Here is a 25352-nt window from a genome sequence, read left to right on the forward strand (position 1 = left end):
CCTGAGATGTCCCAGCCCGCACCGCAGCCGGTCCGCGCCGCCACGGCCGCTTTCATCGGTACCATGATCGAGTGGTACGACTTCTATATCTACGCCACCGCCGCCGCCCTGGTGTTCGGCACGCTGTTCTTTCCCTCCGACAGCCAGTTCCTCAGCACCATGGCGGCCTTCGGGACCTTTGCCGTGGGCTTCTTCGCCCGACCGCTGGGCGGCCTGATTTTCGGCCATCTGGGCGACCGCATCGGCCGCAAGAAGGCACTCCTGGTCACCCTGGTGATGATGGGCGTCGCCACCGTCTGCATCGGCCTGTTGCCGACCTATGGACAGATCGGCCTGCTCGCCCCGGCGTTGCTGGTGCTGCTGCGCATTGTCCAGGGCATCGCCGTTGGCGGCGAGTGGGGCGGCGCGGTGCTGATGGCCGGCGAACACGCGCCCAGTGGCCGACGCACCTTCTTTGCCTCGTTCGCGCAACTGGGCAGCCCTGCGGGCTGATCCTTTCGTTGCTGGCGTTCAAGGCGGTGACCAGCATGGACAACGCAGCGTTCCTCGACTGGGGCTGGCGTCTGCCGTTCCTCGCCAGCGCGCTGATGCTGGTGGTCGGGCTGGCGATTCGCCTGGGCGTCAACGAGTCCCCGGAATTCGCGCGGGTGAAGGAGCAGGCCCGACAGCACAAGCTGCCGGCGCTGGAAGTCGTGCGTACGGCCTGGCGGCCGTTGCTGTTGTGCATCGGCGCCAACACCATCGGCATCGCCGGGGTCTATTTCACCAATACCTTCATGATCTCCTACACCACCCAGAACCTGGCCATCGACCGCAAGCTGATCCTCGATTGCCTGTTCTACGTGGCGCTCATCCAGTTCTGCGTGCAGCCATTGGCCGCACGCCTGGCCGAGTCCATCGGCTCGGCGCGCTTCCTCAAGCTGGCGGCGCTGCTGGCGGTGGCATCTCCCTACCCGATGTTCGTGCTGGTCAGCCAGGGCCACACGCTGGCCATTGTGCTCGGCATCGCCACGGCCGTGGTCTGCATGTCCAGCTTCTATTCAGTGATTGCCGGCTACGTCAGCGAGGTGTTCGACACCCGGGTGCGCTACTCGGCAATTTCCATCGCCTACCAGGTCTGCGGCGCCATCGCCGGCGGCCTGACTCCGCTGATCGGCACTTGGCTGGCGCACCGTTTCGAGGGCCAGTGGTTGCCGCTGGCGCTCTTCTATTCGCTGCTGGCCGGCCTTTCGCTGTTGTGCATCGTCGGTCTCGACCGTCGTTTGCGCGTGCGCACAGCGTCTGCCGCGGCGTGATTTCCAGGAGACTGCAATGCTGAAGATCGATGGAGCCCGCCTGTGGGCAAGCCTGATGGACATGGCCAAGGTCGGCGCCACCGCCCGTGGCGGCTCGCGGCGGCTGGCGCTGAGCGAAGAGGATCGGGCCGGCCGTGAGCTGTTCGAAGGCTGGTGCCGCGATGCCGGCCTGAGCCTGCGCCGCGACCCAGTGGGCAACCTCTTCGCCCGCCGCACGGGTGAAGACGACAGCCTCGAGCCGGTGGTGATGGGCAGCCACCTCGACACCCAGCCGGAAGGCGGCCGTTTCGACGGTGTGTATGGGGTGCTGGCGGGGCTGGAAGTCCTGCGCCGTTTGAATGATCACGGCATCCGCACTCGCCGTCCGCTTGAGGTGGCGGTCTGGACCAACGAGGAGGGCGCGCGCTTCACCCCGGCCATGCTCGGCTCGGCCACCTTCACCGGCACCATGCCGCTGGATGCCGCGCTGGCCTCTCGGGATGCCGAGGGCGTGAGCGTCGGCGAAGCGCTGCAGAAGCTTGGCTGGCAGGGCGACCTGCCGCTAGGCCTGCGCCTGGATTCTTATTTTGAGGCGCACATCGAGCAGGGGCCGATCCTCGAGGACAATGGCGTCGACGTCGGCGTGGTCACCGGCGGCCAGTCGATTCGCTGGCTGGACGTTCGCGTCAGCGGCCAGGCCGCCCACGCCGGCACCACGCCGATGCCGCTGCGCCATGACGCTCTGTTCGGCGCTGCCGAGATGATCCAGGCGCTCGAGGCGTTGGCCCAGCGCTTTGCGCCCCACGGGCTGGTGACCGTCGGCCAGTTGGAAATTGCCAAGTCCTCGCGCAACACCATTGCCGGTCTGCTGGACTTCACCATCGACCTGCGCCACCACCGTGACGACGTGATCGCCGCCATGGAGCAGGAGGTTCGCGCGCTGCTTCACGCCATCGCCGTGCGCCGCGGACTGGCGCTGGAGATTGGCCTGCACTGGATCAGCCCGGCCACCCCCTTCGACGCTGACTGCGTGGGGCATGTGCGCGAGGCCGTTCGGACGCTGGGCTACTCGCACCAGGATATCGTCAGCGGCGCCGGTCACGACGCCATTCACCTGGCGCGTATGTGCCCGACCGCCATGGTGTTCATCCCCTGCGTCGGCGGCCTGAGCCACAACGAGGCCGAGGACGTGATTCCCGAACAGGCGACCCAGGGCGCCGACGTACTGCTCAACGCCGTGCTGGCCCGTGCCGGCCGGATCGACTGAAGGAGACACCGATGCAGACCTTCTTCCATCCCGACCAGTTGCTTCACATCCCGCGCAGCTACTTCTCCCGCGGCCAGATGCGCACCCCACAGGAGGTGCCGCAGCGCGCCGAGCACCTGCTGGCCGCCGTGCGCGCGCTGGGCTTTCCGCTCGCCGCACCGCAGGATTCTGGTCGCGAGCCGCTGTTGGGCGCACACAGCGCGGCGTACCTGGAGTTTCTCGAACACGCCTACGAGCGCTGGCACGAGGTGCCGGAGGACTGGGGCGACGAGGTGATGTCCAACGTATTCATCCGCGAGGGTAATCCGCTGCGTGGAATACTCGCCCAGGCGGCGCGTTACCTCGCCGACGGCAGTTGCCCGGTGGGCGAGCACACCTGGCGCGCGGCCTACTGGTCGGCGCAGAGCGCGGTGGCGGCAGCACGGGCGGTGCGTGATGGCGCCCCGGCGGCCTATGCCCTGTGCCGCCCTCCGGGACACCATGCGCGGGAGGAGGGCGCCGGCGGCTTCTGCTACCTGAACAACGCCGCTATCGCCGCCTCCGAGCTACGCGCGCGTTTCGGCAAGGTCGCCATCCTTGATACTGATATGCACCACGGCCAGGGCATCCAGGAAATCTTCTACGGCCGCGACGATGTTCTCTATGTCTCGGTACACGGCGATCCGACCAACTTCTACCCCGTGGTTGCCGGCTTCGACGACGAGCGCGGCGAAGGCAGCGGCGAAGGGTTCAATCTCAACCTTCCGATGGCCCATGGCGCCAGCGAGCAGGACTTTTTCGTCCAGGTCGGCAAGGCGCTGCGGGCTGTGCGTGAGTTCGGCGCACAGGCGCTGGTGTTGTCCCTGGGTTTCGACATCTATAAGGAGGACCCGCAGTCCAAGGTGGCGGTGACGACCGAAGGCTTCGCCCGGCTCGGGCGCGAGGTGGCAGCCCTGGGATTACCGCAGGTCATCGTGCAGGAAGGCGGTTATCACCTGGCGACGCTGGAGCGCAACGCACAGGCCTTCTTCGGTGGGCTGAGGGACTGATTCGCGGAAAAAAGGAGATGCTGCAGCGGTAGGTGGGACCCCTAAAACTAGCGCTGTCCGAAGCGCCCGCCAAGGTATTTCGTCGTACGACGAAAAAAACCTTCTTAGGAAGGAAAAAGACTTTTTATCGTCATGTTTTTTCCTGTATTTCTGGAGACGTAGACCGCCGAACCCTGCAGACAGGTGGCGGCCCCGGCCCGGCCCGTCCCCTTCTTGCAGTGCTCTCGAGCCCACATCTCGAGAGCCGGTGGCTCACCGCACGGCGGAGCGCTGTTACGGCATTCCGTCGAACGCCCCCACAAGAGGTGACCCGCGTATGGATGACCACGGACGCTCCCGCCCCACCCAGCCCACCCTGTACGTCCTCGACACCAACGTCCTGATCCACGATCCCAACGCCCTGCTGAACTTCCAGGAGCACCACGTCGCGATCCCGATGACGGTGCTGGAGGAACTGGACAAGCTCAAGACCGGAAAACATACCGTGGCCGCGGAATGCCGTCAGGCGATCCGTCTGATCGATTCGGTGCTGGGCGAGGCCTCGCCGGAGCAAGTAGAGGATGGAGTGCCCATCCAGCGCGGCAAGAGCGGCCCCTGCGGCAGCCTGTCGATCCTCATGAGCAAGCGCGCGGAGCCGATCACCTGGCTGCCCGAACACCTCAACGACAACAAGATCATCAACCAGCTGGTGGAGCTGAAGAGTCGCCATAGCAGCAAGCGCGTGGTGCTGGTGACAAAAGACATCAACATGCGCCTGAAGGCGCGTGCCTGTGGGGTATTCGCGGAGGATTACCACACCGACCAACTGGTCGATGACATCAACCTGCTGTCGCGTGGCTATCACTCGCTCAGCGGGTCGTTCTGGGATCGCGTCAGCAAGGTGGAGACTCGCCAGGACCGCGGACGCACCTGGCACCGCGTGCAACTCACCGACAACCTGCCGGCCGTGCACATCAACGAATTCATCGTCGATGAGCAAGGTTTCGTCGGCTGGATCAAGGGCATCGACCAGGACGAGCTGACCATTCTCGACCTGCACCAGGAACCGCTGTTGCACCAGGAGGCCTGGGGCCTGCGTCCGCGCGATGTGTACCAGTCGCTGGCGCTGTACGCGCTGCTGGACCCGGACATCCACCTGGTCAACCTGTCCGGTGCCGCCGGTTCGGGCAAGACCATCCTGGCGCTGGCCGCCGCCATCGAGCAGACCATGGTCACCAAGCGCTACAAGCGCATCATCGCGACGCGCAGCGTGCAGGGCCTGGACGAGGATATCGGCTTCCTGCCCGGCACCGAGGCCGAGAAGATGGAGCCCTGGCTCGGCGCGATCACCGACAACCTCGAAGCGCTGCATTCGGATGATGAGTGCACCCATGGCAGCGTCGACTACATCCTCAGCAAGGTGCCGCTGCAGTTCAAATCGCTGAACTACATCCGCGGTCGCAGTTTCCAGCAGAGCCTGATCCTGATCGACGAGTGCCAGAACCTCACCCCGCACCAGATGAAGACCATCATCACCCGCGCGGGCAACGGTTCGAAGGTGATCTGCCTGGGCAACCTGGCGCAGATCGACACCCCCTACCTGTCGGCCACCAGCTCCGGCCTGACCTACCTGACCGAACGCTTCAAGGACTTCCCGCACGGCGTGCACGTGACCCTGCAAGGGGTGCCGCGCTCGGTGCTGGCGGAGTTCGCTGAAGCGCATATGTAACCGAAATGGGGCAATCGGCTTCTGCCGATTTCCCCCCTCGCTCCAGACAACCCCTCTCCCTTCAGGGAGAGGGCAGGGGAGAGGGCGGCGGGGTTCGGCCATACCCGGCGTTGGGGCCGATTCCGTTCCCCCTCCCTAACCCTCCCCCGCAGGCGGTGGAGGGGACTGTTGGGCAGAGCCTGCAGCCGAGTCGTCAGCCGACTGTGCTTTGTTCGCGAGCAAGCTCGCTCCTACAAGAGCATGTCGTTCCTACAGGTTCTGCGTCCGAGGTGCTGGCTGGCTTTTCGTAGGAGCGAGCTGCTCGCGAACCCGTCCGGGCTCCCGGCCATCCCGCTTCTACCTCTTCTTGTATACAATCCTCCCCCCAACGCGCCGCTCGCCGGTCTGCCAGCCCCGCGTGTCGGGGTTAAACTGTTCCCCTGATTCTCCGGAGAGTTCCCACCCGTGCTGACCCATCTCGATTCCCAGGGCCGCGCCAACATGGTCGATGTCACCGAAAAAGCCGTGACGTCCCGCGAGGCGGTGGCCGAAGCCCGGGTGCGTATGCTCCCGTCCACCCTGCAACTGATCCAGGACGGCGGCCATCCCAAGGGCGACGTATTCGCCGTGGCGCGCATCGCCGGTATCCAGGCGGCGAAGAAAACCCATGAACTGATCCCGTTGTGCCACCCGTTGCTGCTCACCAGCGTGAAGGTCGAACTGGCCGCCGAGGGTGAAGACACCGTGCACATCGTCGCCCGCTGCAAGCTGGCCGGGCAGACCGGCGTGGAGATGGAAGCGCTGACCGCCGCCAGCGTCGCCGCGCTGACCATCTACGACATGTGCAAGGCGGTGGACCGCGGCATGACCATCGACAGCGTACGCGTGCTGGAGAAGCTCGGTGGCAAGAGCGGGCACTATCTGGTCAACGATGGCGTAGCAGGAGACACCCCATGATCCGCGTGCAGTACTTCGCCCGCTACCGTGAAGCCCTCGGGCTGGATGGCGAGCAACTGAACTGGAGCTCATCCCTGGCCAGCCTCGACGACCTGCGCCGGCTGCTGCTGGAGCGCGGTGGTGCCTGGGACGTGCTTGGCGAGCAGAACCTGATGTGCGCGCGTAACCAGGAACTGTGCTCCCTGGACGAGCCCCTCGCCGATGGCGACGAGGTGGCGTTCTTCCCCACCGTTACCGGAGGCTGAAGCCATGGCGATCCGCGTCCAGCCGGCGGCGTTCGACCCGGGCGCCGAACTCAACGCGATGCACGCCGCCAACGTCGGCGTCGGCGCGGTGGTCGGCTTTGTCGGCTACGTGCGCGACTTCAACGACGGCCGCGAAGTCGGCGGCATGTTCCTCGAGCACTACGCCGGCATGACCGAGAAGGCGCTGGAAAAGATCGAGGTGGAAGCCAACCAGCGCTGGCCGCTGTTGCGCCTGGAAATCCTGCACCGCATCGGCCGCCTGGAACCGGGCGAGCCCATCGTCTTCGTCGGCGCCGCCAGCGCTCACCGCCAGGCGGCGTTCGATGCCTGCAACTTCGTCATGGATTACCTGAAGACCCGCGCGCCGTTCTGGAAGAAGGAAGACACCAGCGACGGCCCGCGCTGGGTCGAAGGCCGCTGCAGCGACCAGGCTGCCGCCGAGCGCTGGAAAGGCTGAGCCGCCTGGCTGCGGCTTTCGAGGCGCTGCGGGCCAATCGCGGACGGAGTCCGCTCCTACCCCCTTGCTCAGCTCCGAGGCGCCATTGCAGCAGCGGGCTTCCGGCGTTTCCATCTGCGTAGGCGCGTTGCTGGTCAATCGCGAAGGTATCTGCTCCTTCTGCCCCGCACGCGCCGGGGCAGTACCTACTCCGAGGAATGGGCGGTAACAGGGAAGGGGCGCAGGCTGGCGCCAGCCCTTTTTGCTCCGAATCGGAGAGCCCCTCATGAGCCATCTCAGCACCCCGGACTTCCAGCCGCTGGAGATCGCTGTCCTCACCGTCAGCGATACCCGCAGCCTGCACAATGACACCTCCGGCCAGGCCCTGGTGACCTCGCTGCAACGCGCCGGCCACGCCCTTGCCGAGCGCCAACTGGTCATCGATGACATCTACCAGATCCGCGCCGTGGTCTCGGCCTGGATCGCCGACCCCAAGGTCCAGGTCGGCCTGATCACCGGCGGCACCGGCTTCACTGCCCGCGACAACACTCCCCAGGCCGTCGCCCCTCTGCTCGAGCGCACCGTGGATGGCTTCGGCGAGCTGTTCCGGCAGATTTCCCGCGAGGAAATCGGCACCTCCACCATCCAGTCCCGTGCCATTGCCGGTATCACCAACGGCACCCTGATCTGCTGCCTGCCCGGCTCCACCGGCGCCTGCCTGACGGCCTGGGAAAAGATCCTCGTGCAGCAACTGGACAGCCGCACCAGGCCGTGCAATTTCGTCCCCCATCTCAAGCGCCTGCCCGAGCGCCCGCTGCTGGCCTGTGGGACACGTTCATGAGCGCCTGCGGCTGTTCCGGCTCCGGCCTGCGCCCGGTGGACGAAGCCATTGCCGCGCTGATGGACTTCGTCCCTGTGGCGCCGCCGACCGTGCGCGTCGACCTGGAAAACGCCCTGGGCCGCATCCTCGCCGAGGACATTCACTCGCCCATCGACCTGCCGCTGTGGGACAACAGCGCCATGGACGGCTACGCCTTGCGCAGCGCCGACATGGGCCTATCGGGCGCGCGGCTGAAGATCGCCGGCTACATCGCCGCCGGCGATGCCGCCCAGGTTGAACTGCAACCCGGCCAGGCCATGCGCATCTTCACCGGCGCGCCACTGCCGCCGGGAGCGGACAGCGTGATCGCCCAGGAAGACTGCGAGGTCGATGGCGACTGGCTGCAGGTGCCCGTGGTCGAGCACGGTAGCCACGTGCGCCGCCGCGGTGAAGAGCTCCGCAACGGCGATGCCTTGCTGAGCGCCGGGAAGAAACTGCGTGCCCAGGACCTCGGCCTGTTGGCCAGCGTCGGGCTGGATCGCGTCAGTGTCTATCGCCCGTTGCGCGTCTGCCTGCTGAGCAGCGGTGACGAGTTGCGCGAACCGGGTGAGCCGCTCGCTCCAGGGCAGATCTACAACGCCAACCGCTTCAGCATCAGCGCGCTGCTGCGCGGCTGGGGTGTCGAGGTGCACGACTACGGCGTGCTCGCCGATACCCTGGCGGCCAGCCGCGATGCGCTGAGCCTCGCCGCGTCCGAATGGGATGTGCTGATCACCAGCGGCGGGGTGTCGGTCGGCGACCGCGACTACCTCAAGCAGGCGATCCGCGAACTGGGCGAACTGCACCTGTGGAAGCTGAAGATGCAACCGGGCAAGCCGCTGGCGTTCGGCAGCATCGCCGGCAAGCCATGGATCGGCCTGCCGGGCAATCCGGCTGCCGCGCTGGTGACTGCACTGGTGGTAGCACGGCCGTTCCTCTGGCGTGCCCAGGGGCGCAGTACGGCCGATACCTTGCCGGTGACGCTGCCGGCGGGCTTCGATTGGCCCACGGCCAACTCGCGGCGCCAGTACCTGCGCGCGCGCCTGGAACTGGACAACACCGGCGTGGCGCGCATCTGTCTGCATCCGCAGCAGGGCTCGGCCATGCTGCGCGCGGCGAGCTGGGCCGATGGCCTGGCAGTGGTGGAGGCCGGGCGCACATTGCACACCGGCGAGCCGCTGCCCTTCCTGTCTTTCAGCGAACTCGGCGCCTGACGCCGTTCCCGGCTGCCGGCGGGGGCCGGCGGCCTCCGCACTGTCCGGGGGAAGCATGCAACTGGTCTGCCCGGCGGGAAGTCTGCCCGCCTTGAAATCTGCGTTACGCGAAGGCGCCGACGCTATCTACGTCGGCTTTCGCGATGACACCAATGCCCGGCACTTCGCCGGCCTGAACCTCGATGACCGTCAATTGCGCCAGGGCGTGGAACTTATCCACAGCGCCGGCAAGCAGATGTACGTGGCGGTCAATACTTATCCCGGCGCGGCCGGCTGGGCACGCTGGCAACGTGCCGTGGACCACGCCGCCGATCTGGGCGTGGACGCGCTGATTGCCGCCGATTGCGCGGTGCTCGGCTACGCCGCCAAGCGCCACCCGAACCTGTCGCTGCACCTCTCGGTACAGGGTTCGGCCACCAATGTGGCGGCGCTGGCGTTCTACCACGAGCGCTACGGCATCCGCCGCGCCGTGCTGCCGCGCGTGCTGTCGCTGGCGCAGGTGCGCCAGGTGGCGGCGAACAGCCCGGTGCCCATCGAAGTCTTCGCCTTCGGCAGCCTGTGCATCATGGCCGAGGGACGCTGTCACCTGTCCTCCTATGTCACCGGCGAGTCGCCCAACCTCTGCGGCGTCTGCTCGCCGGCCAAGGCGGTGCGCTGGAGCGAGGAGCCCGAAGGCCTGACCTCGCGCCTCAACGACGTGCTGATCGACCGTTACGCGCCCGACGAGCCGGCGGGCTACCCGACCCTGTGCAAGGGCCGCTTCGTGGTCAACGGTGAGCGCTTCCATGCGCTGGAAGAACCCACCAGCCTGAACACCATCGACCTGATCCCGCAGCTGGCGGAAATCGGCGTCGCGGCGGTGAAGATCGAGGGTCGGCAACGTAGCCCGGCCTATGTCGAACAGGTAACCCGCGTCTGGCGCCAGGCGCTGGATGCGTGGCAGCGCGCACCGGCGAACTACCGCGCGCTGACGCAATGGCAGGACGCCCTGGACAAGCTTTCCGAAGGCCACCAGACGACTCTGGGCGCCTACCATCGCTCCTGGCAGTGAGGACATCGTGATGCAACTCAGCCTGGGCCCCGTGCTGTTCTACTGGGACCGCCGGACACTCCTGGATTTCTACGCGCAGATGGCGGAGCAGCCGCTGGACGCCATCACTATCGGTGAGACCGTCTGCTCCAAACGCCGCGCGCTGTCGCTGGACGATTGGCTCGGCCTTGGGCGCGAACTTCAGCAGCAGAGCGGGGCGCAGATTTTCATCGCGGGGCTGGCGCTGATCGAGGCGGCTTCGGAGCTGTCCGCGCTGCGTCGCCTGTGCGCCAACGGCGAGCTGCAGGTCGAGGCCAACGACATGGGCGCGGTGCAGATGCTCAGCACCCTGGGCGTCGAATTCGTCGGCGGGCCCGCGCTCAATGTCTACAACGGCCACACGCTGGCCGAGTTGCACGCCGCCGGTTTGCGCCGCTGGGTGCCGCCGGTGGAATGCTCCGGCGAGCAGATCCATGCTGTGATCGAGCAGGCTCGCGAGCTGGGCATCACCGAGGTGGAGACCGAAGTGTTCGCCTACGGCCATCTGCCGCTGGCGTACTCGGCGCGCTGCTTCACTGCGCGGGCGGAGAACCGGCCCAAGGACGACTGCCAGTTCTGTTGCCTGAACTACCCGGAGGGCATGTCCATGCTCAGTCAGGAGGGCTTTCCGCTGTTCACCCTCAACGGCATCCAGACGATGTCCGGTGAGGCCAGCAACCTGCTGGCGGACTATGCCTCGCTGCGTGATTGCGGCGCCGATCTGCTGCGTCTGAGCCCGCGTGCGGAAGGCATGGTGGACGTCGTGCAGGCCTTCGACCAAGTGCGCAAGGGCGCCGCTCCGCCGCTGGCGGTGGCCGGCTGCAACGGATACTGGCATGGCCGACCGGGCATGCTGCGCAGCGATGAGGTGAACCTGTGCTGACACTCGAAACCAGTGCCCTGCGCGCCGCCGATCGTCTGCTGCCGCTGGCCGCGCGCGTCCCTTCGGGGCTGCAGCGTGCAATCCTGCAGCGCGCCGCCAACCGCTTGTTCGCCGAGCCTCTGGCGGACGGTGCCTTCGACATCCTCGACGGCCACTGGCTGCGTCTGGAAGTGAATGATCTCGGCCTGGGTTGGAGCCTCACGCGCGGTCGCGATGGCCTGCGTTTCGCCGACGCCTGCACCCCCAGCGTGACCATCCGTGGCAGCTGGCGCGACTTCCTGCTGCTGGCGGGCCGGCAGGAGGACCCGGACACGCTGTTCTTCCGCCGTCGTCTGGTGATCGAGGGCGATACCGAACTGGGGCTGGCGGTGAAGAACCTGATCGACAGCCTCGATCCGGACAGCCTGCCGTCCTGGCTGTGGAGCGCCATGCGCCGCGCCAGCCAGGTAGTGCAGGAGAACGCCTGAGCCGCTCCCGTAGGATGGGTGGAGCGCAGCGATACCCATCGATTGGCGTGCCAGGACAGCATGGGTATCGCAAGCGCCACCCATCCTGCGTCGGCGTCTGTTCTTGCGTTCTGTGCGGTGGCGGTTCAGGCCGGGGCGCGGATGAGGAACTGCAGTTCCTCGTAGAGCATCTCGAAATCCTGCACCGGCGCGTCCTGGCCGTAGCGTTTCTTCAGGCCATATTCGGTGAGGGTGATCTCATGCCTGGCCTTCACTCCGTGGCGTGCCAGGCAGTTCTGCACGCAGTGCAGGTGGCAGCCGTCGAGGGCAATGATCCGTCGGCCGGAGCAGGCTTTCTTCACCAGCGCCGGCACATCACCGCCGACTCCCGCGATGCAGGACATCTCCGCCAGTCCGTCACGGTCCAGGCGCAGGGCAAGGTCGTTGGCCAACTGCGCGAGATTGGAGCAGCCGGAGCAGGAATACACGAGGGGCAGGTGCGGCGAGGGCGGCATGGGGACCTCCTGGGTGAGTTCCGCAGTGTCCTGCCGCCGTGGGCTGGCGCGACATGATCTGAATCAAGTCGGCGAGGGGACTACTACCAGTGAGGTAGAGGCTTCCCTGTAGGACCGAGGGGGACGCCCAGTCCTTGCTCGCGAACAGACTCTGCTGCGGGGCTGGTTCGCGAGCAAGCTCGCTCCTACAGGTACGGTCGCGGTCGGGGCGGGCGATCAGACCAGGTGGTTCTCCACCGCCCACACCGCCGCTTCCACGCGCGAGCGCATGCCCAGCTTGTGCAGTACGCGCTTGACGTGGACCTTCACGGTGCCTTCGGTGATGTCGAGTTTGCGCGCGATCATCTTGTTGCTGTAGCCGTGGGCGAGCTGGCGGAGAATCTGCCGTTCGCGGTCGGTGAGTTCCTCGATGCCCTTGGGGCGGTCATCGCCGCGCAGGGCCTGGGCCAGTACCTGGGTCAGCTGCGGGCTGATGGTGAGCTGGCCGGTGGCGGCCTGGCGGATGTGTTCCAGCAGGCGCTCGGGCTCCATGTCCTTGAGCAGGTAGCCGTCGGCGCCGGCCCGCAGCACGTTGATCACGTCGTTGCGGTCATCGGAGACGGTGAACACCACGATGCGCGCATCCTCGCCGTTCTCGCGCATGGCGCGCAGGGTGTCGAGGCCGGTCATGCCCTTCATGTTGAGGTCGAGCAGGATCATGTCCGGTTCCAGCTCCGCGGCCATGCGCAGCGCTTCCTCGCCACTGCCGGCTTCGCCCACCACTTCCAGGTCGTCCTCGAATTCCAGCAGCTGGACCACGCCCTTGCGCATCATCGGGTGGTCGTCGACGAGCAGGATGCGCGCGCGGTCATCGGTGGGGGCGGCCGTCATGGGTGGGTCTCCGGATACTGCGACAGGGGTTTGTGGGTGAAGCGCACGCTGACCCGTGTGCCTTTGGGCTCGAGCGGGGCAATGTGGAAGTTCGCCTCCAGGGTCTGGCTGCGCTCCCGCATGATGCTAAGCCCATAGTGCCCATTGCGGCTCTGCGCTGGGTCAAAGCCCACGCCGTCATCTTCCACGGTGACGCACACCTGGTCTTCGGAATCCTCGAACAGAGCGACTTTCGCGTGCTGCGCCTGAGCGTGGCGCACCACGTTGGACAGCGCTTCGCGGACGATCTGAAGGATGTGGATTTCCTCGTTGGGGTTGAGCGGGATGTGCGCCAGGTGATTGTCCAGCTCAACGGCAAGGCCACCGCGTTCGCCGAACTCTTCCACAGTCTTCACCAGGGCCGCTTCCAGGCTCGATTGCTCCAGGCTCAGGCGGAAGGTGGTGAGCAATTCGCGCAGCTGGCGGTAGGCGCTGTTGAGGCCCTCGCGCAGTTCGTCGAGGGTCTCGTCGATCTTCTCCACCGGGACGTCGCGCTTGAGCAGGGTGGCCAGGCGGCTGACCTGGATCTTCAGGTAGGACAGCGACTGCGCCAGCGAATCGTGCAGCTCGCGGGCGATGGTGCTGCGCTCGGCGAACAGCGCCAGGCGGTTCTCCTGTTCCTGCTGCAGGGACAGGGCGAAGGTGCGCGCGATGTTGTCGCAGAAGCCCTCGACGAACTGCTGCTGCCAGTCCTCCAGATGGCCGTCGGGGGTCTCGATGAACAGCTCGCCAAAGCGGTGCTCGCCGATGGACAGCGGCTGCATCAGCAGTGGGTTGATACCACGGATCGGATTGTTGCAGTGGTCGGCCTGGGCACGGCAATCGCCGCAGTTGCCTTGCAGGCAGAAGCTGCCGGTGATGCCGTCGGTGGTCAGCGAGGAGTAGGCGCGCTCGACGCCGTCCTTGTTCAGGCACAGCGTTACCTTGCCGGCCTGCAGCACGCGCTCCAGTTGGTTCAGTAACGGTTGCAGGGAGCGCTCGTCGTAGGGGTCCTGGCCCAGCCGGCGGGCACTGTCGTAGAGCAGTTCCAGGCGCTGGTGGCTGTTGGAGAGGGCGCGGGTCTTCTCTTCCACCCGTGCTTCCAGTTCGCGGTAGCTGGTTTGCAGCTCCTCGGCCATCTGGTTGAAGCGCTCGCCGAGCTGGCTCAACTCGTCCTCGCCGCTGCTGCTGACTCGCGCGTCGAGGTCTCCTTGACCCAGCCGGCGCGCGGTGGTGGTGAGTTCGCGCAGCGGGCCGACCACGTGATAGCTCAGGTCGTAGAGGCTGATGAACACCACCAGCAGGCTGAGGAACAGGCACAGGCCCTGCACCGTGCTGAGCATCTGCGAGCGGTATTCGGCATTGCGCTGCAGGGTGCCGACGAAGCCGTCGATGTGCCCGACAAAGGTGTCCAGCGTGGCCAGCGCCGGGGCTTGGGAAAGGTCGAGTTTCTGCAACTCCTCGCGCAGCTGCTTGTGCTGCTGGCGGATCGGTGCGTCGGCATCGGCACGGCGCAGCAGGCGGGTGATCTCGTCGTTGTCCAGGCGTGCGGCCAGGGTCGCTTGCAGTGCCTGGCGGTTGATCGGCGACGGGTCCAGCGCCAGGCGGTAGGTGAGCATGCGCAGCGAGCCGGCCTGGTTGATCACCGCCGCATCCTGGTGCGAATAGTCGGCGAACAGCAGGGCGCTGAACATGCCGGCCAGGGCCAGCGACACCAGCAGGGTGAGGTAGCAGCCAAAGCGCACGACGATGGATTTGCGCAGGGAGGTGCGTCCGGCGGGAGGGCTACCTACAAAGAATCGGTCGCTGGCGGTGGTCTCGGATCGAGAGCTGATGCTCATGATAAATGCCTTTAAAAACAATAGGTTGAGCATTCATTTTGGTGATACCCACTAAGGAGTAGCGGCGCGCATCTGCTCATGAATCGCCCTTTCGCTCATTGATGACGATCAAGAGAAGGCGACTAGTCCTTACCTAACGTGCGGGCAAAGGCTGTCAGGAAGTGAGCTTAGCCATGCTGTCCCATCGTCAGAAACAGTACTCCGTGCTCGGCATGAGCACACTGGCGTTCGCCGTGAACTTCGCGGTCTGGACGATGTTTTCGATCATCGGTATCCGCATCAAGGAGGAGCTGGGGCTGAGCGAAGCCCAGTTCGGCCTGATGGTGGCGCTGCCGATCCTTACCGGTTCGCTGGTGCGCTTGCCGCTGGGGTTGATCACCGACCGCTTCGGCGGGCGCATCGTGTTCTTCATCCACATGCTGCTGGTGGCCATCCCGATCTACGGCCTGGCCTTCGCCACGCTCTACTGGCACTACCTGGTGCTCGGGCTGTTCGTCGGCCTGGCCGGCGGCTCCTTCGCGGTAGGCATCGCCTACACCTCCTCGTGGTTCGAGAAGGAACGCCAGGGCACCGCCATGGGCATCTTCGGTGCAGGCAACGCCGGTGCGGCGATCACCAACCTGGTGGCGCCGATGATCGTGGTCGCCTTCGGCTGGCGCATGGTCCCGCAGATCTACTCGGTGGCCATGCTGGTCACCGCGCTGCTGTTCTGGTTCTGCACCTGGACCGACCCGGCCCACACCAAGGGCGGCGACGCCGACCCGAGCCGTCCGCGGCCGACCCTGGCCAAGCAGCTGGCGCCGCTGGGCGAACTGCGCGTGTGGCGCTTCGGCCTGTACTACTTCTTCGTCTTCGGTGGCTTCGTCGCCCTGGCCCTGTGGCTGCCCAAGTACTACATCGCCGAGTACGGCCTGGACCTGCGCACCGCGTCCTTCATCACCATGCTGTTCACCCTGCCGTCGGGCCTGATCCGTGCCCTGGGCGGCTGGTTCAGCGATCACTACGGCGCCCGTTCGGTGAACTGGGGCGTGTTCTGGATCTGCCTGGTCTGCCTGTTCTTCCTGTCCTATCCGCCGACCACCATGACCATCCACGGCATCAAGGGTGACGTCAGCCTCGGCATCGGCCTGAACGTCTGGCTGTTCACCTTCCTGGTGTTCGTCGTCGGCATCGCCCAGGGCTTCGGCAAGGCCAGCGTGTACCGGATCATCCACGACTACTACCCGCAGAACATGGGTACCGTCGGCGGCATGGTCGGGGTCATCGGCGGCCTCGGCGGTTTCTGCCTGCCGATCCTGTTCGGCTTCGCCGCCGACCGCATCGGCGTGCGTTCCTCCTGCTTCATGTTGCTGTTCGGCCTGACCGTGATCTGCATGGTCTGGATGCACTACGCGATCAAGCAGCAACAGCGTCTCGATGGCCAGGCCCGCGCGGGCGACGTCGACGCCTCTCCCATTCCTTCCAGTCATTCCTGAGGTAATGCCGTCATGGGCATGATCGCCAATTCCCAATTTAAAGCCGCCAAAGGACCGCTGCTGGTCGACTGGCGCCCGGAGGACCCGGAGTTCTGGGCCCGGACCGGCAAGCGCATCGCCGCACGCAACCTGTGGATTTCCATTCCGGCGCTGCTGCTGGCCTTCGCCGTGTGGATGATTTGGAGCACCGTCACCGTGCGCCTGAACGCCGCCGGTTTCAGCTTCAGCAATGAGCAGCTGTTCCTGCTCGCCGCGCTGCCGTCGATTTCCGGCGCCACGCTGCGAATCTTCTACTCCTTCATGGTGCCGATCTTCGGCGGCCGCCGCTGGACGGCGCTGTCCACCGCTTCGCTGCTGATCCCCTGCCTGTGGCTGGGCTTCGCGGTGCAAGACCCGACCACCCCTTACTGGGTGTTCGCGACCATCGCGCTGCTGTGCGGCTTCGGCGGCGGCAACTTCGCCTCGAGCATGTCCAACATCAGCTTCTTCTACCCGAAGAACCAGCAGGGCACCGCCCTGGGCCTGAACGCCGGCCTGGGTAACCTGGGCGTCTCGGTGATGCAGTTCGCCGTGCCGCTGGCCGTGGCCGGTGGCCTGTTCGGTGCCTTCGGTGGCGAACCGGAAACTCTTTCCGACGGCACCCGTCTGTGGCTGCAGAACGCTGGCTGGATCTGGGTGCCGTTCATTGCCGTGGTCTCCGTGGCCGCCTGGTTCGGCATGAACGACATCGCCGACGCCAAGGCCTCGTTCCGCGAGCAATCGGTGATCTTCAAGCGCAAGCACAACTGGCTGATGTGCTGGCTGTACGTGGCCACCTTCGGCTCGTTCATCGGCTTCTCCGCCGGCTTCGCCATGCTCAGCAAGACCCAGTTCCCGGATATCAACCCGCTGCAGTACGCCTTCCTCGGCCCGCTGGTGGGCGCTCTGAGCCGGCCGCTGGGCGGTTGGCTGGCGGACAAGTTCGGCGGCGCGCGCATCACCCTGTGGAACTACGCGGCAATGATCGCCGGCGTGTTCGCGGTGATCAGCTTCCTGCCGGACGCGAACGGCGCTGGCAGCTTCTTCGGCTTCCTCGGTTCGTTCATCGCGCTGTTCTTCTTTGCCGGCATCGGCAACGGCAGCACCTTCCGCATGATCCCGGTGATCTTCCGCAACGAGTGGGCCGCACGCCTGAAGAAAGGCGGCTTCAGCGAGGCCCAGGCCGCCAAGGGCGCGAGCATGGAGTCGGCCGCGGTGATCGGCTTCTCCGCCGCCATCGGCGCCTTCGGCGGCTTCTTCATTCCCAAGGCGTTCGGCACTTCGCTGGCCATGACCGGCAGCGCCGAGGGCGCCCTGTACCTGTTCGTCGCCTACTACCTGAGCTGCATCGTCGCCACCTGGTGGTGGTACGCGCGCAAGGGCGCGGAAAGCCCCTGCTGATTTCCCTGCGCGGTCGGCCCCGCCGGCCGCGCCACGAACCGTTTCGCGAGCTTGATTAGCGTTTGAACGCCCGGCGCAGACCGGGTGAGGAGATACCGATGAGTTACCTGCTCGACCGCCTGCAGTTCTTCAAGAAGAAGCAGGGTGAATTCGCCGATGGTCACGGCGAGGTCACCAACGAAAGCCGTGCCTGGGAAAACAGCTACCGGCAGCGCTGGCAGCACGACAAGATCGTTCGCTCTACCCATGGGGTGAACTGCACCGGCTCGTGCTCCTGGAAGATCTACGTGAAGAACGGCCTGATCACCTGGGAAACCCAGCAGACCGACTACCCGCGCACCCGCCCGGACCTGCCCAACCACGAACCGCGCGGCTGCCCCCGTGGCGCCAGCTACTCCTGGTACATGTACAGCGCCAACCGCCTGAAATACCCCAAGGTGCGCAAGCCGCTGCTCAAGCTCTGGCGTGAGGCCCGCGCCACCCACAACGACCCGGTGGATGCCTGGGCCAGCATCGTCGAGGACTCCGCCAAGGCGAAAAGCTACAAGAGCGAGCGCGGCCTGGGTGGCTTCATTCGTTCGAGCTGGAGCGAAGTCACCGAGATCATCGCCGCCGCCAACGTCTACACCGCCAAGACCTACGGCCCGGACCGCGTTATCGGCTTCTCGCCGATCCCGGCCATGTCCATGGTCAGCTACGCCGCTGGCGCCCGTTACCTGTCACTGATCGGCGGCGTGTGCCTGAGCTTCTACGACTGGTACTGCGACCTGCCGCCGGCCAGCCCGCAAATCTGGGGCGAGCAGACCGACGTGCCGGAGTCGGCCGACTGGTACAACTCCAGCTACATCATCGCCTGGGGTTCCAACGTCCCGCAGACCCGTACCCCCGATGCGCACTTCTTCACCGAAGTCCGCTACAAGGGCACCAAGACCGTGGCCGTCACCCCGGACTACTCCGAAGTGGCCAAGCTCACCGACCTCTGGCTCAACCCCAAGCAAGGCACCGACGCCGCGCTGGGCATGGCCTTCGGTCATGTCATCCTCAAGGAATTCCACCTCGAGAAGCCCAGCGCCTACTTCGTCGACTACTGCCGCCAGTACACCGACATGCCGATGCTGGTGCTGCTTGAGCCGCACACCGAGGGCGTACTCAAGCCGACCCGCTACCTGCGCGCGGCAGACCTGGCGAACAACCTCGGGCAGGACAACAACCCCGAGTGGAAGACCATCGGCCTGGACGAAATCTCTGGCGAGCTGGTCTCGCCCACTGGCGCCATCGGCTACCGCTGGGGCGAGTCGGGCAAGTGGAACATCGAGGAAACCGAAGGCGGCGAGAAGCGTGAAACCCGCCTGGCGCTGACTCTGATCGACGGTCCGGAAAAGGCCTGCGACGTCGGCTTCCCGTACTTCGCCGGCCAGGAACATCCGCACTTCAAGGGGGTGGACAACGACGAGGTGCTGGTGCGCCGCGTGCCCTTCCGTGAAATCACCGGCGCCGATGGCCAGACCCTGCGCGTCGCCACCGTGTACGACCTGCAGATGGCCAACTACAGCGTCGACCGTGGCCTGGGTGGCCGCAACGTCGCCGCCTCCTATACCGACGCCGACGTGCCCTACACCCCGGCCTGGCAGGCGCGCATCACCGGTGTGCCGGCGGCGCGCGCCATCCAGGTGGCCCGTGAGTTCGCCGACAGCGCCGACAAGACCCACGGCAAGGCCATGGTCATCATCGGCGCGGCGATGAACCACTGGTACCACATGGACATGAACTACCGCGCGGTCATCAACATGCTGATGATGTGCGGCTGCATCGGCCAGAGCGGCGGTGGCTGGGCGCACTACGTCGGCCAGGAAAAACTCCGCCCGCAGACCGGCTGGGTCCCGCTGGCGTTCGGCACCGACTGGAGCCGTCCGCCACGGCAGATGAACGGCACCAGCTTCTTCTACCTGCACAGCTCGCAGTGGCGCCACGAGAAGATCTCGATGCACGAGGTGCTCTCGCCGCTGGCCGATACCAAACAGTTCCCCGAACACGCGCTGGACTACAACATCCGCGCCGAGCGCATGGGCTGGCTGCCGTCCGCCCCGCAGCTCAACCGCAACCCGCTGCACATCGCCGCCGACGCCGAGCGCGCTGGCATCCCGGTGCAGGACTACGTGGTGCGCGAGCTCAAGGCCGGCAACCTGCGCGTGGCCAGCGAGCAGCCGGACGACCCGCAGAACTTCCCGCGCAACATGTTCATCTGGCGCTCCAACCTGCTCGGCTCCTCGGGCAAGGGCCACGAGTACATGCTCAAGTACCTGCTGGGCGCGAAGAACGGCGTGATGAACGACGACCTCGGCAAGGCCGGCGGGCCGTGCCCGGGCGAAGTCGACTGGGTCGACGAAGGCGCCGAAGGCAAGCTGGACCTGGTCACCACCCTGGACTTCCGCATGTCCTCCACCTGCATGTACTCGGACATCGTCCTGCCGACCGCGACCTGGTACGAGAAGGACGACCTCAACACTTCCGACATGCACCCCTTCATCCACCCGCTGTCCGCCGCCACCGATCCGGCGTGGGAAGCGAAAAGCGACTGGGAAATCTACAAGGCCATCGCCAGGAAGTTCTCCGAGGTTTCCGTCGGCCACCTGGGTGTGGAGAAGGACCTGGTTACCGTGCCGCTGCTGCACGACACCGCCAACGAACTCGCGCAGCCGTTCGGCGGCAGCGACTGGAAGAAGGGCGAGTGCGAACCGGTTCCCGGCCGGACCATGCCGACCCTGCATGTGGTCGAGCGGGACTACCCGAACACCTACAAGAAGTTCACCTCCCTCGGCCCGCTGCTGGACAAGCTTGGCAATGGCGGCAAGGGCATCGGCTGGAACACCGATAAGGAGATCAAGCTGCTCGGCGAGCTGAATCACAAGGTCACCGAGACCGGCATCAGCCAAGGCCGTCCGCGCATCGAGAGCGCCATCGACGCCGCCGAGGTGATCCTTGCCCTGGCGCCGGAAACCAACGGCCAGGTCGCCGTGAAGGCCTGGGAAGCACTGTCGAAGTTCACCGGCCGTGACCACACTCACCTGGCGCTGCCCAAGGAAGAAGAGAAGATCCGCTTCCGCGACGTCCAGGCGCAGCCGCGCAAGATCATCTCCAGCCCGACCTGGTCGGGTCTGGAAGACGAACACGTGAGCTACAACGCCGGCTACACCAACGTCCACGAGATGATCCCGTGGCGCACCCTCACCGGTCGCCAGCAGTTCTACCAGGATCACCCCTGGATGCAGGCATTCGGCGAAGGCTTCGTCAGCTATCGGCCGCCGGTCAACACCCGCAGCACCGACAAGCTGTTCAACAAGAAGCCCAACGGTCACACCGAGATCACCCTGAACTGGATCACCCCGCACCAGAAGTGGGGCATCCACTCCACCTACAGCGACAACCTGCTGATGCTCACCCTGTCGCGCGGTGGCCCGATCATCTGGATGAGCGAGCACGACGCGAAGCGCGCCGGCATCGAGGACAACGACTGGGTTGAAGTCTTCAACGCCAACGGCGCCGCGACCTGCCGCGCAGTGGTCAGCCAGCGCGTGAAGGACGGCATGGTGATGATGTACCACGCCCAGGAGCGCATCGTGAACCTGCCGGGCAGCGAGACCACCGGCACCCGCGGCGGCCACCACAACTCGGTGACCCGTGTGGTCCTCAAACCCACCCACATGATCGGCGGCTACGCCCAGCAGGCGTGGGGCTTCAACTACTACGGCACCGTCGGCTGCAACCGCGACGAATTCGTCGTGGTGCGCAAGATGAACAAGGTCGACTGGCTCGACGAGCCGGAGCAGGGCGGACTGGGCGGTGACTCCCTGCCGCAACCGCTGCCCCAGGACATTTGAGGATTACTGCCATGAAAATTCGTTCGCAAGTCGGCATGGTGCTGAACCTCGACAAATGCATCGGTTGCCACACCTGCTCCATCACCTGCAAGAACGTCTGGACCAGCCGCGAAGGCGTCGAGTACGCCTGGTTCAACAACGTCGAAACCAAGCCTGGCATCGGTTACCCGAAAGAGTGGGAGAACCAGGAGAAGTGGAAGGGCGGCTGGAAGCGTAACGCCGATGGCTCCATCGTCCCGCGCATCGGCGGCAAGTTCCGCGTGCTGGCGAACATCTTCGCCAACCCGGACCTGCCGGAAATCGATGACTACTACGAGCCCTTCGACTTCGACTACCAGCACCTGCACACCGCGCCCAAGGCCCAGCACCAGCCGGTCGCCCGTCCACGCTCGCTGGTCTCCGGCCAGCGCATGCAGAAGATCGAGTGGGGCCCCAACTGGGAGGAAATCCTCGGCACCGAATTCGCCAAGCGGCGCAAGGACAAGAACTTCGATCAGGTCCAGGCGGACATCTACGGCGAGTACGAAAACACCTTCATGATGTACCTGCCGCGCTTGTGCGAGCACTGCCTGAACCCGGCGTGCGTGGCTTCGTGCCCGAGTGGCGCGATCTACAAGCGCGAAGAGGACGGCATCGTCCTCATCGACCAGGACAAGTGCCGCGGCTGGCGCATGTGCATCAGCGGTTGCCCGTACAAGAAGATCTACTTCAACTGGAAGAGCGGCAAATCCGAGAAGTGCATCTTCTGCTACCCGCGCATTGAGGCCGGCCAGCCGACCGTCTGCTCGGAAACCTGCGTGGGCCGCATCCGCTACCTCGGTGTACTGCTGTATGACGCCGACCGCATCCACGAAGTGGCCACCTGCGAGAACGAGCGCGACCTGTACCAGAAGCAGCTGGAGATCTTCCTCGATCCGTTCGACCCGAAAGTGATCGAGCAGGCGCGCAAGGACGGTGTACCGGACAGCGTCATCGAGTCCGCGCAGAAGTCACCGGTCTACAAGCTGGCCATGGACTGGAAGCTGGCGCTGCCGCTGCACCCGGAATACCGCACGCTGCCGATGGTCTGGTACGTGCCGCCGCTGTCGCCGATCCAGAACGCCGCCGCCGAAGGCCATATCGGTAGCGACGGGGTGATCCCGGATGTCGAATCCCTGCGCATCCCCGTGCAGTACCTGGCCAACCTGCTGACTGCCGGCGACACCGCTCCGGTGCTGCTAGCCCTCAAGCGCCTGCTGGCCATGCGTGCCTACAAACGCTCCGAGCACGTGGAAGGCAAGCAGGACCTGGACGTGCTTAAGAAGGTCGGCCTGACCGTGAACCAGGTGGAAGAGATGTACCGCTACCTGGCGATTGCCAACTACGAAGACCGCTTCGTCATCCCCACTGCGCACCGTGAAGAGGCGCTGTCGGATGCCTTCGCCGAGCGTTCGGGTTGTGGTTTCAGCTTCGGCAACGGTTGCTCCAGCAGCTCTGGCAGCAACTCCGGCGTCAACCTGTTCGGCGGCAAGGCCGTGGACAAGCGCAACGTCATCCAGACCGTGCAGATACAGGAGTGATGCTAATGGACACTCATAGCAAACTGCTCAAGCTCAGCGCGCTGATGCTGGATTACCCGCGCGTCGAACTGCGCGAGGAAAGCCTGGCGCTGCATGCCCTGATCCGCACCTGCGACCTGCCGGAGCAGCAGCGCGACGGCCTCGCCGCGCTGCTCAACGAGCTCTGCAAGGGCGACATCCTCGACGTGCAGGCCCGCTACGACGGCCTGTTCGAGCGCGGTCGCTCGGTCTCGCTGCTGCTGTTCGAACACGTGCACGGCGAAAGCCGTGACCGTGGCCAGGCGATGGTCGACCTGATGGACCGCTACACCCAGGCGGGCCTGGTCATCGACGTCAACGAGCTGCCGGACTACCTGCCGCTGTACCTGGAGTTCCTCGCCCTGCAGGACGCCGAGTCGGCCCGCGCCGGCCTGGCCGAAGTGGCCCACATCCTCGCGCTGATCGCCCTGCGCCTGGAAGAGCGTGGCAGCGCCTATGCGGCGGTCTTCAACAGCCTGCTGGAGCTGTCCGGCGAGCAACCCGACCTCGGCGCGCTCAAGCGCGACCGCGAGCAGGAGGTGCGCGACGACAGCCTGGAAGCCATCGACAAGGCCTGGGAGGAAACCCCGGTGAGCTTTACCGAGCCCGCCGCCGGTTGCCCGTCCACCAGCGCCCGGCGGATTTCCTCCGCCGCCGAACAACCCATGCAGTGGGTCGCCCAGCCGGTGCCGCAGATGCAGTACCGGGCGGCCAGAGAAGGAGTCTGAACATGTCCCTCGATCTTCTAGCGTTCGGGATCTACCCCTACGTCGCGCTCGCCATCTGCCTGATCGGCAGCTGGGCGCGCTTCGACCTCTCGCAATACACCTGGAAAGCCGGCTCCAGCCAGATGCTGAGCAAGAAGGGCATGCGCGTTTACAGCAACCTGTTCCATGTCGGTGTGCTGTTCATTCTTGCCGGCCACTTCGTCGGTCTGCTGACCCCGCACTCGGTCTATGAGCACCTGATCAGCACCGAGCAGAAGCAACTGCTGGCAATGGTTTCCGGCGGCTTCTTCGGCATCCTCTGCTTCATCGGCCTGACCGGCCTGATCCTGCGCCGCCTGACCAACGAGCGCGTACGCGCCACCGGCAACGCGTCGGACCTGATGATCCTGCTGGTGCTCTACGTCCAGCTGATCCTCGGCCTGTCCACCATCGTCGCCTCCACCCATCACCTGGATGGTTCGGTGATGGTCATGCTCGCCAACTGGGCGCAGTCCATCGTCACCTTCCAGCCGCTGGCCGCCGCCGAAGCGATCGCGCCGGTCTCGCTGGTCTACAAGCTGCACGTGACCCTTGGCCTGACCCTGTTCGTGCTGTTCCCCTTCACCCGCCTGGTACACATCGTCAGCGCTCCGGTGTGGTACTTCGGCCGCCGCTACCAGGTGGTCCGCACCAAGCGTCGCGCAGTGTGAAGCGGCGGCGGATAACGCTGGCGCGTTATTCGCCCTCCCTGAAGCTCTTCCCCCTCTCCCTTCAGGGAGGGGGGGAAGAGGGTTACCAGAGGTGATCGAAAATGAGTTGCTCCCACTATGAAGCCAAGGTCGAACACGTCGACCTGCCGAAAATCGCCGTCAACGGCATTGTCATCGACGAAGACGAACTGGCCCGCGAGCTGCAATACCATCCCGCTTCCAGCCACGCCGAGGCGCTGTACTCCGCCTGCCGTGCGCTGGTGGTGCGGCAACTGCTGCTGCAACGCGCCCAAGCGCTGGGCGTGACTGGCGAGGCAGAGGAGGGCGAGGCCGCCGAAGAGGCGAACATCCGCGCCTTGATCGACCTTGAAGTCGGTGTCCCCGAAGCCGACGAAGCCAGCTGCCGGCAATGGTACGAAGCCAACCCGACCCGCCTGACCTCGCCCTGGCGCATGCGTCTGCGTCATGTGCTGCTGGGCTGCGCGCCGGACGATCTGGAAGGCCGCGCCAAGGCCCGCGAACAGGCCGGGGAACTGCTCGCCGAACTGCGCGAGCATCCCGAACGCTTTGCCGAAAAAGCCATGCGCTTCTCCGATTGCCCGTCCAAGGACGACGGCGGTGACCTGGGCTGGATCGAACCGGGGCAGACCGTCCCCGAGTTCGAGAAACGCCTGCTGCAACAACACCCCGGCCTGCTCGGCCATCCGCTGGAAAGCCGCTACGGCCTGCACGTGGTCGAGCTGATCGAGCGTGAAGGCGGCGATCCACTGGGCTTCGCCGAGGCACGTCCGCGCATCGCCGGCTACCTGCGTGCCCAGGTGCTGCAGCGTGCGGTCAGCCAGTACATCAGCGTGCTGGCCGGTGAAGCGCGGATCGACGGCTTCGTCTTCGACGGAGCGGAGTCGCCGCTGGTGCAGTAGAGCCGAACCCCTCTCCCTAACCCCGGCTACGCGCACCGCTCCGAAGGGAGAGGGGAC

The 25352-nt window shown here is 65.7% G+C and carries 21 protein-coding genes and 1 pseudogene; 19 read left to right on the forward strand and 3 right to left on the reverse strand.

Translation table 11 applies throughout. The annotated features are described in order from the left end of the window. Positions 1-6: 6 nt before the first annotated feature. The 12 genes and pseudogenes from AC2T4A_RS10690 to ubiT all read left to right on the forward strand — a co-directional run bounded on the left by AC2T4A_RS10690 (position 7) and on the right by ubiT (position 11386). Positions 7-1295, forward strand: a pseudogene (locus tag AC2T4A_RS10690) (MFS transporter). Between the two features lie 16 nt (positions 1296-1311). Further along, positions 1312-2541, forward strand: coding sequence for a Zn-dependent hydrolase (locus AC2T4A_RS10695; protein ID WP_486743263.1), 1230 nt, complete (start codon positions 1312-1314; stop codon positions 2539-2541). Between the two features lie 11 nt (positions 2542-2552). Then, entirely contained in the window at positions 2553-3569 is a 1017-nt protein-coding gene (locus tag AC2T4A_RS10700) for a histone deacetylase family protein (RefSeq protein ID WP_486743264.1), read from the forward strand. Positions 3570-3885: 316 nt separating this feature from the next. Next, on the forward strand, positions 3886-5277 hold the full coding sequence (locus AC2T4A_RS10705; RefSeq protein WP_024765838.1) for a PhoH family protein: 1392 nt from the start codon (positions 3886-3888) through the stop codon (positions 5275-5277). Between the two features lie 444 nt (positions 5278-5721). After that, complete coding sequence (moaC, locus tag AC2T4A_RS10710; protein WP_486743265.1) at positions 5722-6213, forward strand: cyclic pyranopterin monophosphate synthase MoaC; 492 nt, start codon at positions 5722-5724, stop codon at positions 6211-6213. Beyond that, complete coding sequence (locus tag AC2T4A_RS10715; RefSeq protein WP_416744656.1) at positions 6210-6458, forward strand: MoaD/ThiS family protein; 249 nt, start codon at positions 6210-6212, stop codon at positions 6456-6458. Before moaC ends, AC2T4A_RS10715 begins: the two co-directional genes overlap by 4 nt. 4 nt (positions 6459-6462) lie before the next feature. After that, the gene (gene moaE / locus AC2T4A_RS10720) at positions 6463-6915 is read left to right on the forward strand and encodes a molybdopterin synthase catalytic subunit MoaE (RefSeq protein WP_478377805.1); all 453 of its coding nucleotides are present in this window, start codon (positions 6463-6465) and stop codon (positions 6913-6915) included. 265 nt (positions 6916-7180) lie between these two features. After that, on the forward strand, positions 7181-7735 hold the full coding sequence (gene moaB, locus AC2T4A_RS10725; protein WP_416744655.1) for a molybdenum cofactor biosynthesis protein B: 555 nt from the start codon (positions 7181-7183) through the stop codon (positions 7733-7735). Next, complete coding sequence (locus tag AC2T4A_RS10730) at positions 7732-8967, forward strand: molybdopterin molybdotransferase MoeA (RefSeq protein WP_486743266.1); 1236 nt, start codon at positions 7732-7734, stop codon at positions 8965-8967. Before moaB ends, AC2T4A_RS10730 begins: the two co-directional genes overlap by 4 nt. Positions 8968-9022: 55 nt before the next feature. Next, entirely contained in the window at positions 9023-10018 is a 996-nt protein-coding gene (gene ubiU, locus AC2T4A_RS10735; protein ID WP_416744653.1) for a ubiquinone anaerobic biosynthesis protein UbiU, read from the forward strand. A 10-nt stretch (positions 10019-10028) separates the two neighbouring features. Continuing rightward, positions 10029-10919 carry a U32 family peptidase gene (locus tag AC2T4A_RS10740; RefSeq protein ID WP_486743267.1) on the forward strand — a complete coding sequence of 297 codons (891 nt, stop codon included), beginning with the start codon at positions 10029-10031 and terminating at the stop codon, positions 10917-10919. Further along, a complete protein-coding gene (ubiT, locus tag AC2T4A_RS10745) occupies positions 10913-11386 on the forward strand; it encodes a ubiquinone anaerobic biosynthesis accessory factor UbiT (RefSeq protein WP_486743268.1) in 474 nt (157 codons plus the stop codon). The genes AC2T4A_RS10740 and ubiT overlap by 7 nt, the downstream gene beginning before the upstream one ends. A 125-nt stretch (positions 11387-11511) precedes the next feature. Here ubiT and AC2T4A_RS10750 read toward each other — a convergent pair whose 3' ends face one another. The 3 genes from AC2T4A_RS10750 to AC2T4A_RS10760 all read right to left on the reverse strand — a co-directional run bounded on the left by AC2T4A_RS10750 (position 11512) and on the right by AC2T4A_RS10760 (position 14609). Next, the gene (locus AC2T4A_RS10750) at positions 11512-11880 is read right to left on the reverse strand and encodes a putative zinc-binding protein (protein ID WP_486743269.1); all 369 of its coding nucleotides are present in this window, start codon (positions 11878-11880) and stop codon (positions 11512-11514) included. 216 nt (positions 11881-12096) lie between these two features. Continuing rightward, a complete protein-coding gene (gene narL, locus AC2T4A_RS10755) occupies positions 12097-12750 on the reverse strand; it encodes a two-component system response regulator NarL (RefSeq protein ID WP_088419505.1) in 654 nt (217 codons plus the stop codon). Further along, entirely contained in the window at positions 12747-14609 is a 1863-nt protein-coding gene (locus AC2T4A_RS10760; protein ID WP_486743270.1) for a histidine kinase, read from the reverse strand. Before AC2T4A_RS10760 ends, narL begins: the two co-directional genes overlap by 4 nt. A gap of 173 nt (positions 14610-14782) precedes the next feature. On the opposite strand from AC2T4A_RS10760, the gene AC2T4A_RS10765 reads away from it, so the two are divergent. The 7 genes from AC2T4A_RS10765 (at position 14783) to AC2T4A_RS10795 (ending at position 25295) form a co-directional block, all read left to right on the forward strand. Then, positions 14783-16084, forward strand: a complete 1302-nt coding sequence (locus AC2T4A_RS10765) for a nitrate/nitrite transporter (protein WP_478377798.1) — start codon at positions 14783-14785, stop codon at positions 16082-16084. Positions 16085-16096: 12 nt separating this feature from the next. After that, positions 16097-17503, forward strand: a complete 1407-nt coding sequence (locus AC2T4A_RS10770; protein ID WP_478377797.1) for a NarK family nitrate/nitrite MFS transporter — start codon at positions 16097-16099, stop codon at positions 17501-17503. A 98-nt stretch (positions 17504-17601) separates the two neighbouring features. Next, positions 17602-21381 carry a nitrate reductase subunit alpha gene (locus AC2T4A_RS10775; protein WP_478377796.1) on the forward strand — a complete coding sequence of 1260 codons (3780 nt, stop codon included), beginning with the start codon at positions 17602-17604 and terminating at the stop codon, positions 21379-21381. 11 nt (positions 21382-21392) lie between these two features. Beyond that, positions 21393-22940 carry a nitrate reductase subunit beta gene (gene narH, locus AC2T4A_RS10780; RefSeq protein WP_486743271.1) on the forward strand — a complete coding sequence of 516 codons (1548 nt, stop codon included), beginning with the start codon at positions 21393-21395 and terminating at the stop codon, positions 22938-22940. Between the two features lie 5 nt (positions 22941-22945). Beyond that, a complete protein-coding gene (gene narJ / locus AC2T4A_RS10785) occupies positions 22946-23686 on the forward strand; it encodes a nitrate reductase molybdenum cofactor assembly chaperone (RefSeq protein WP_486743272.1) in 741 nt (246 codons plus the stop codon). A 2-nt stretch (positions 23687-23688) separates the two neighbouring features. After that, positions 23689-24375: a respiratory nitrate reductase subunit gamma gene (narI, locus tag AC2T4A_RS10790; protein WP_170860125.1), complete on the forward strand. Its 687-nt coding sequence runs from the start codon at positions 23689-23691 to the stop codon at positions 24373-24375. A gap of 101 nt (positions 24376-24476) precedes the next feature. Further along, positions 24477-25295, forward strand: coding sequence for a peptidylprolyl isomerase (locus AC2T4A_RS10795; RefSeq protein ID WP_486743273.1), 819 nt, complete (start codon positions 24477-24479; stop codon positions 25293-25295). Positions 25296-25352: the final 57 nt, after the last annotated feature.

The organism is Pseudomonas sp. PVC-3-1, from assembly GCF_057444315.1.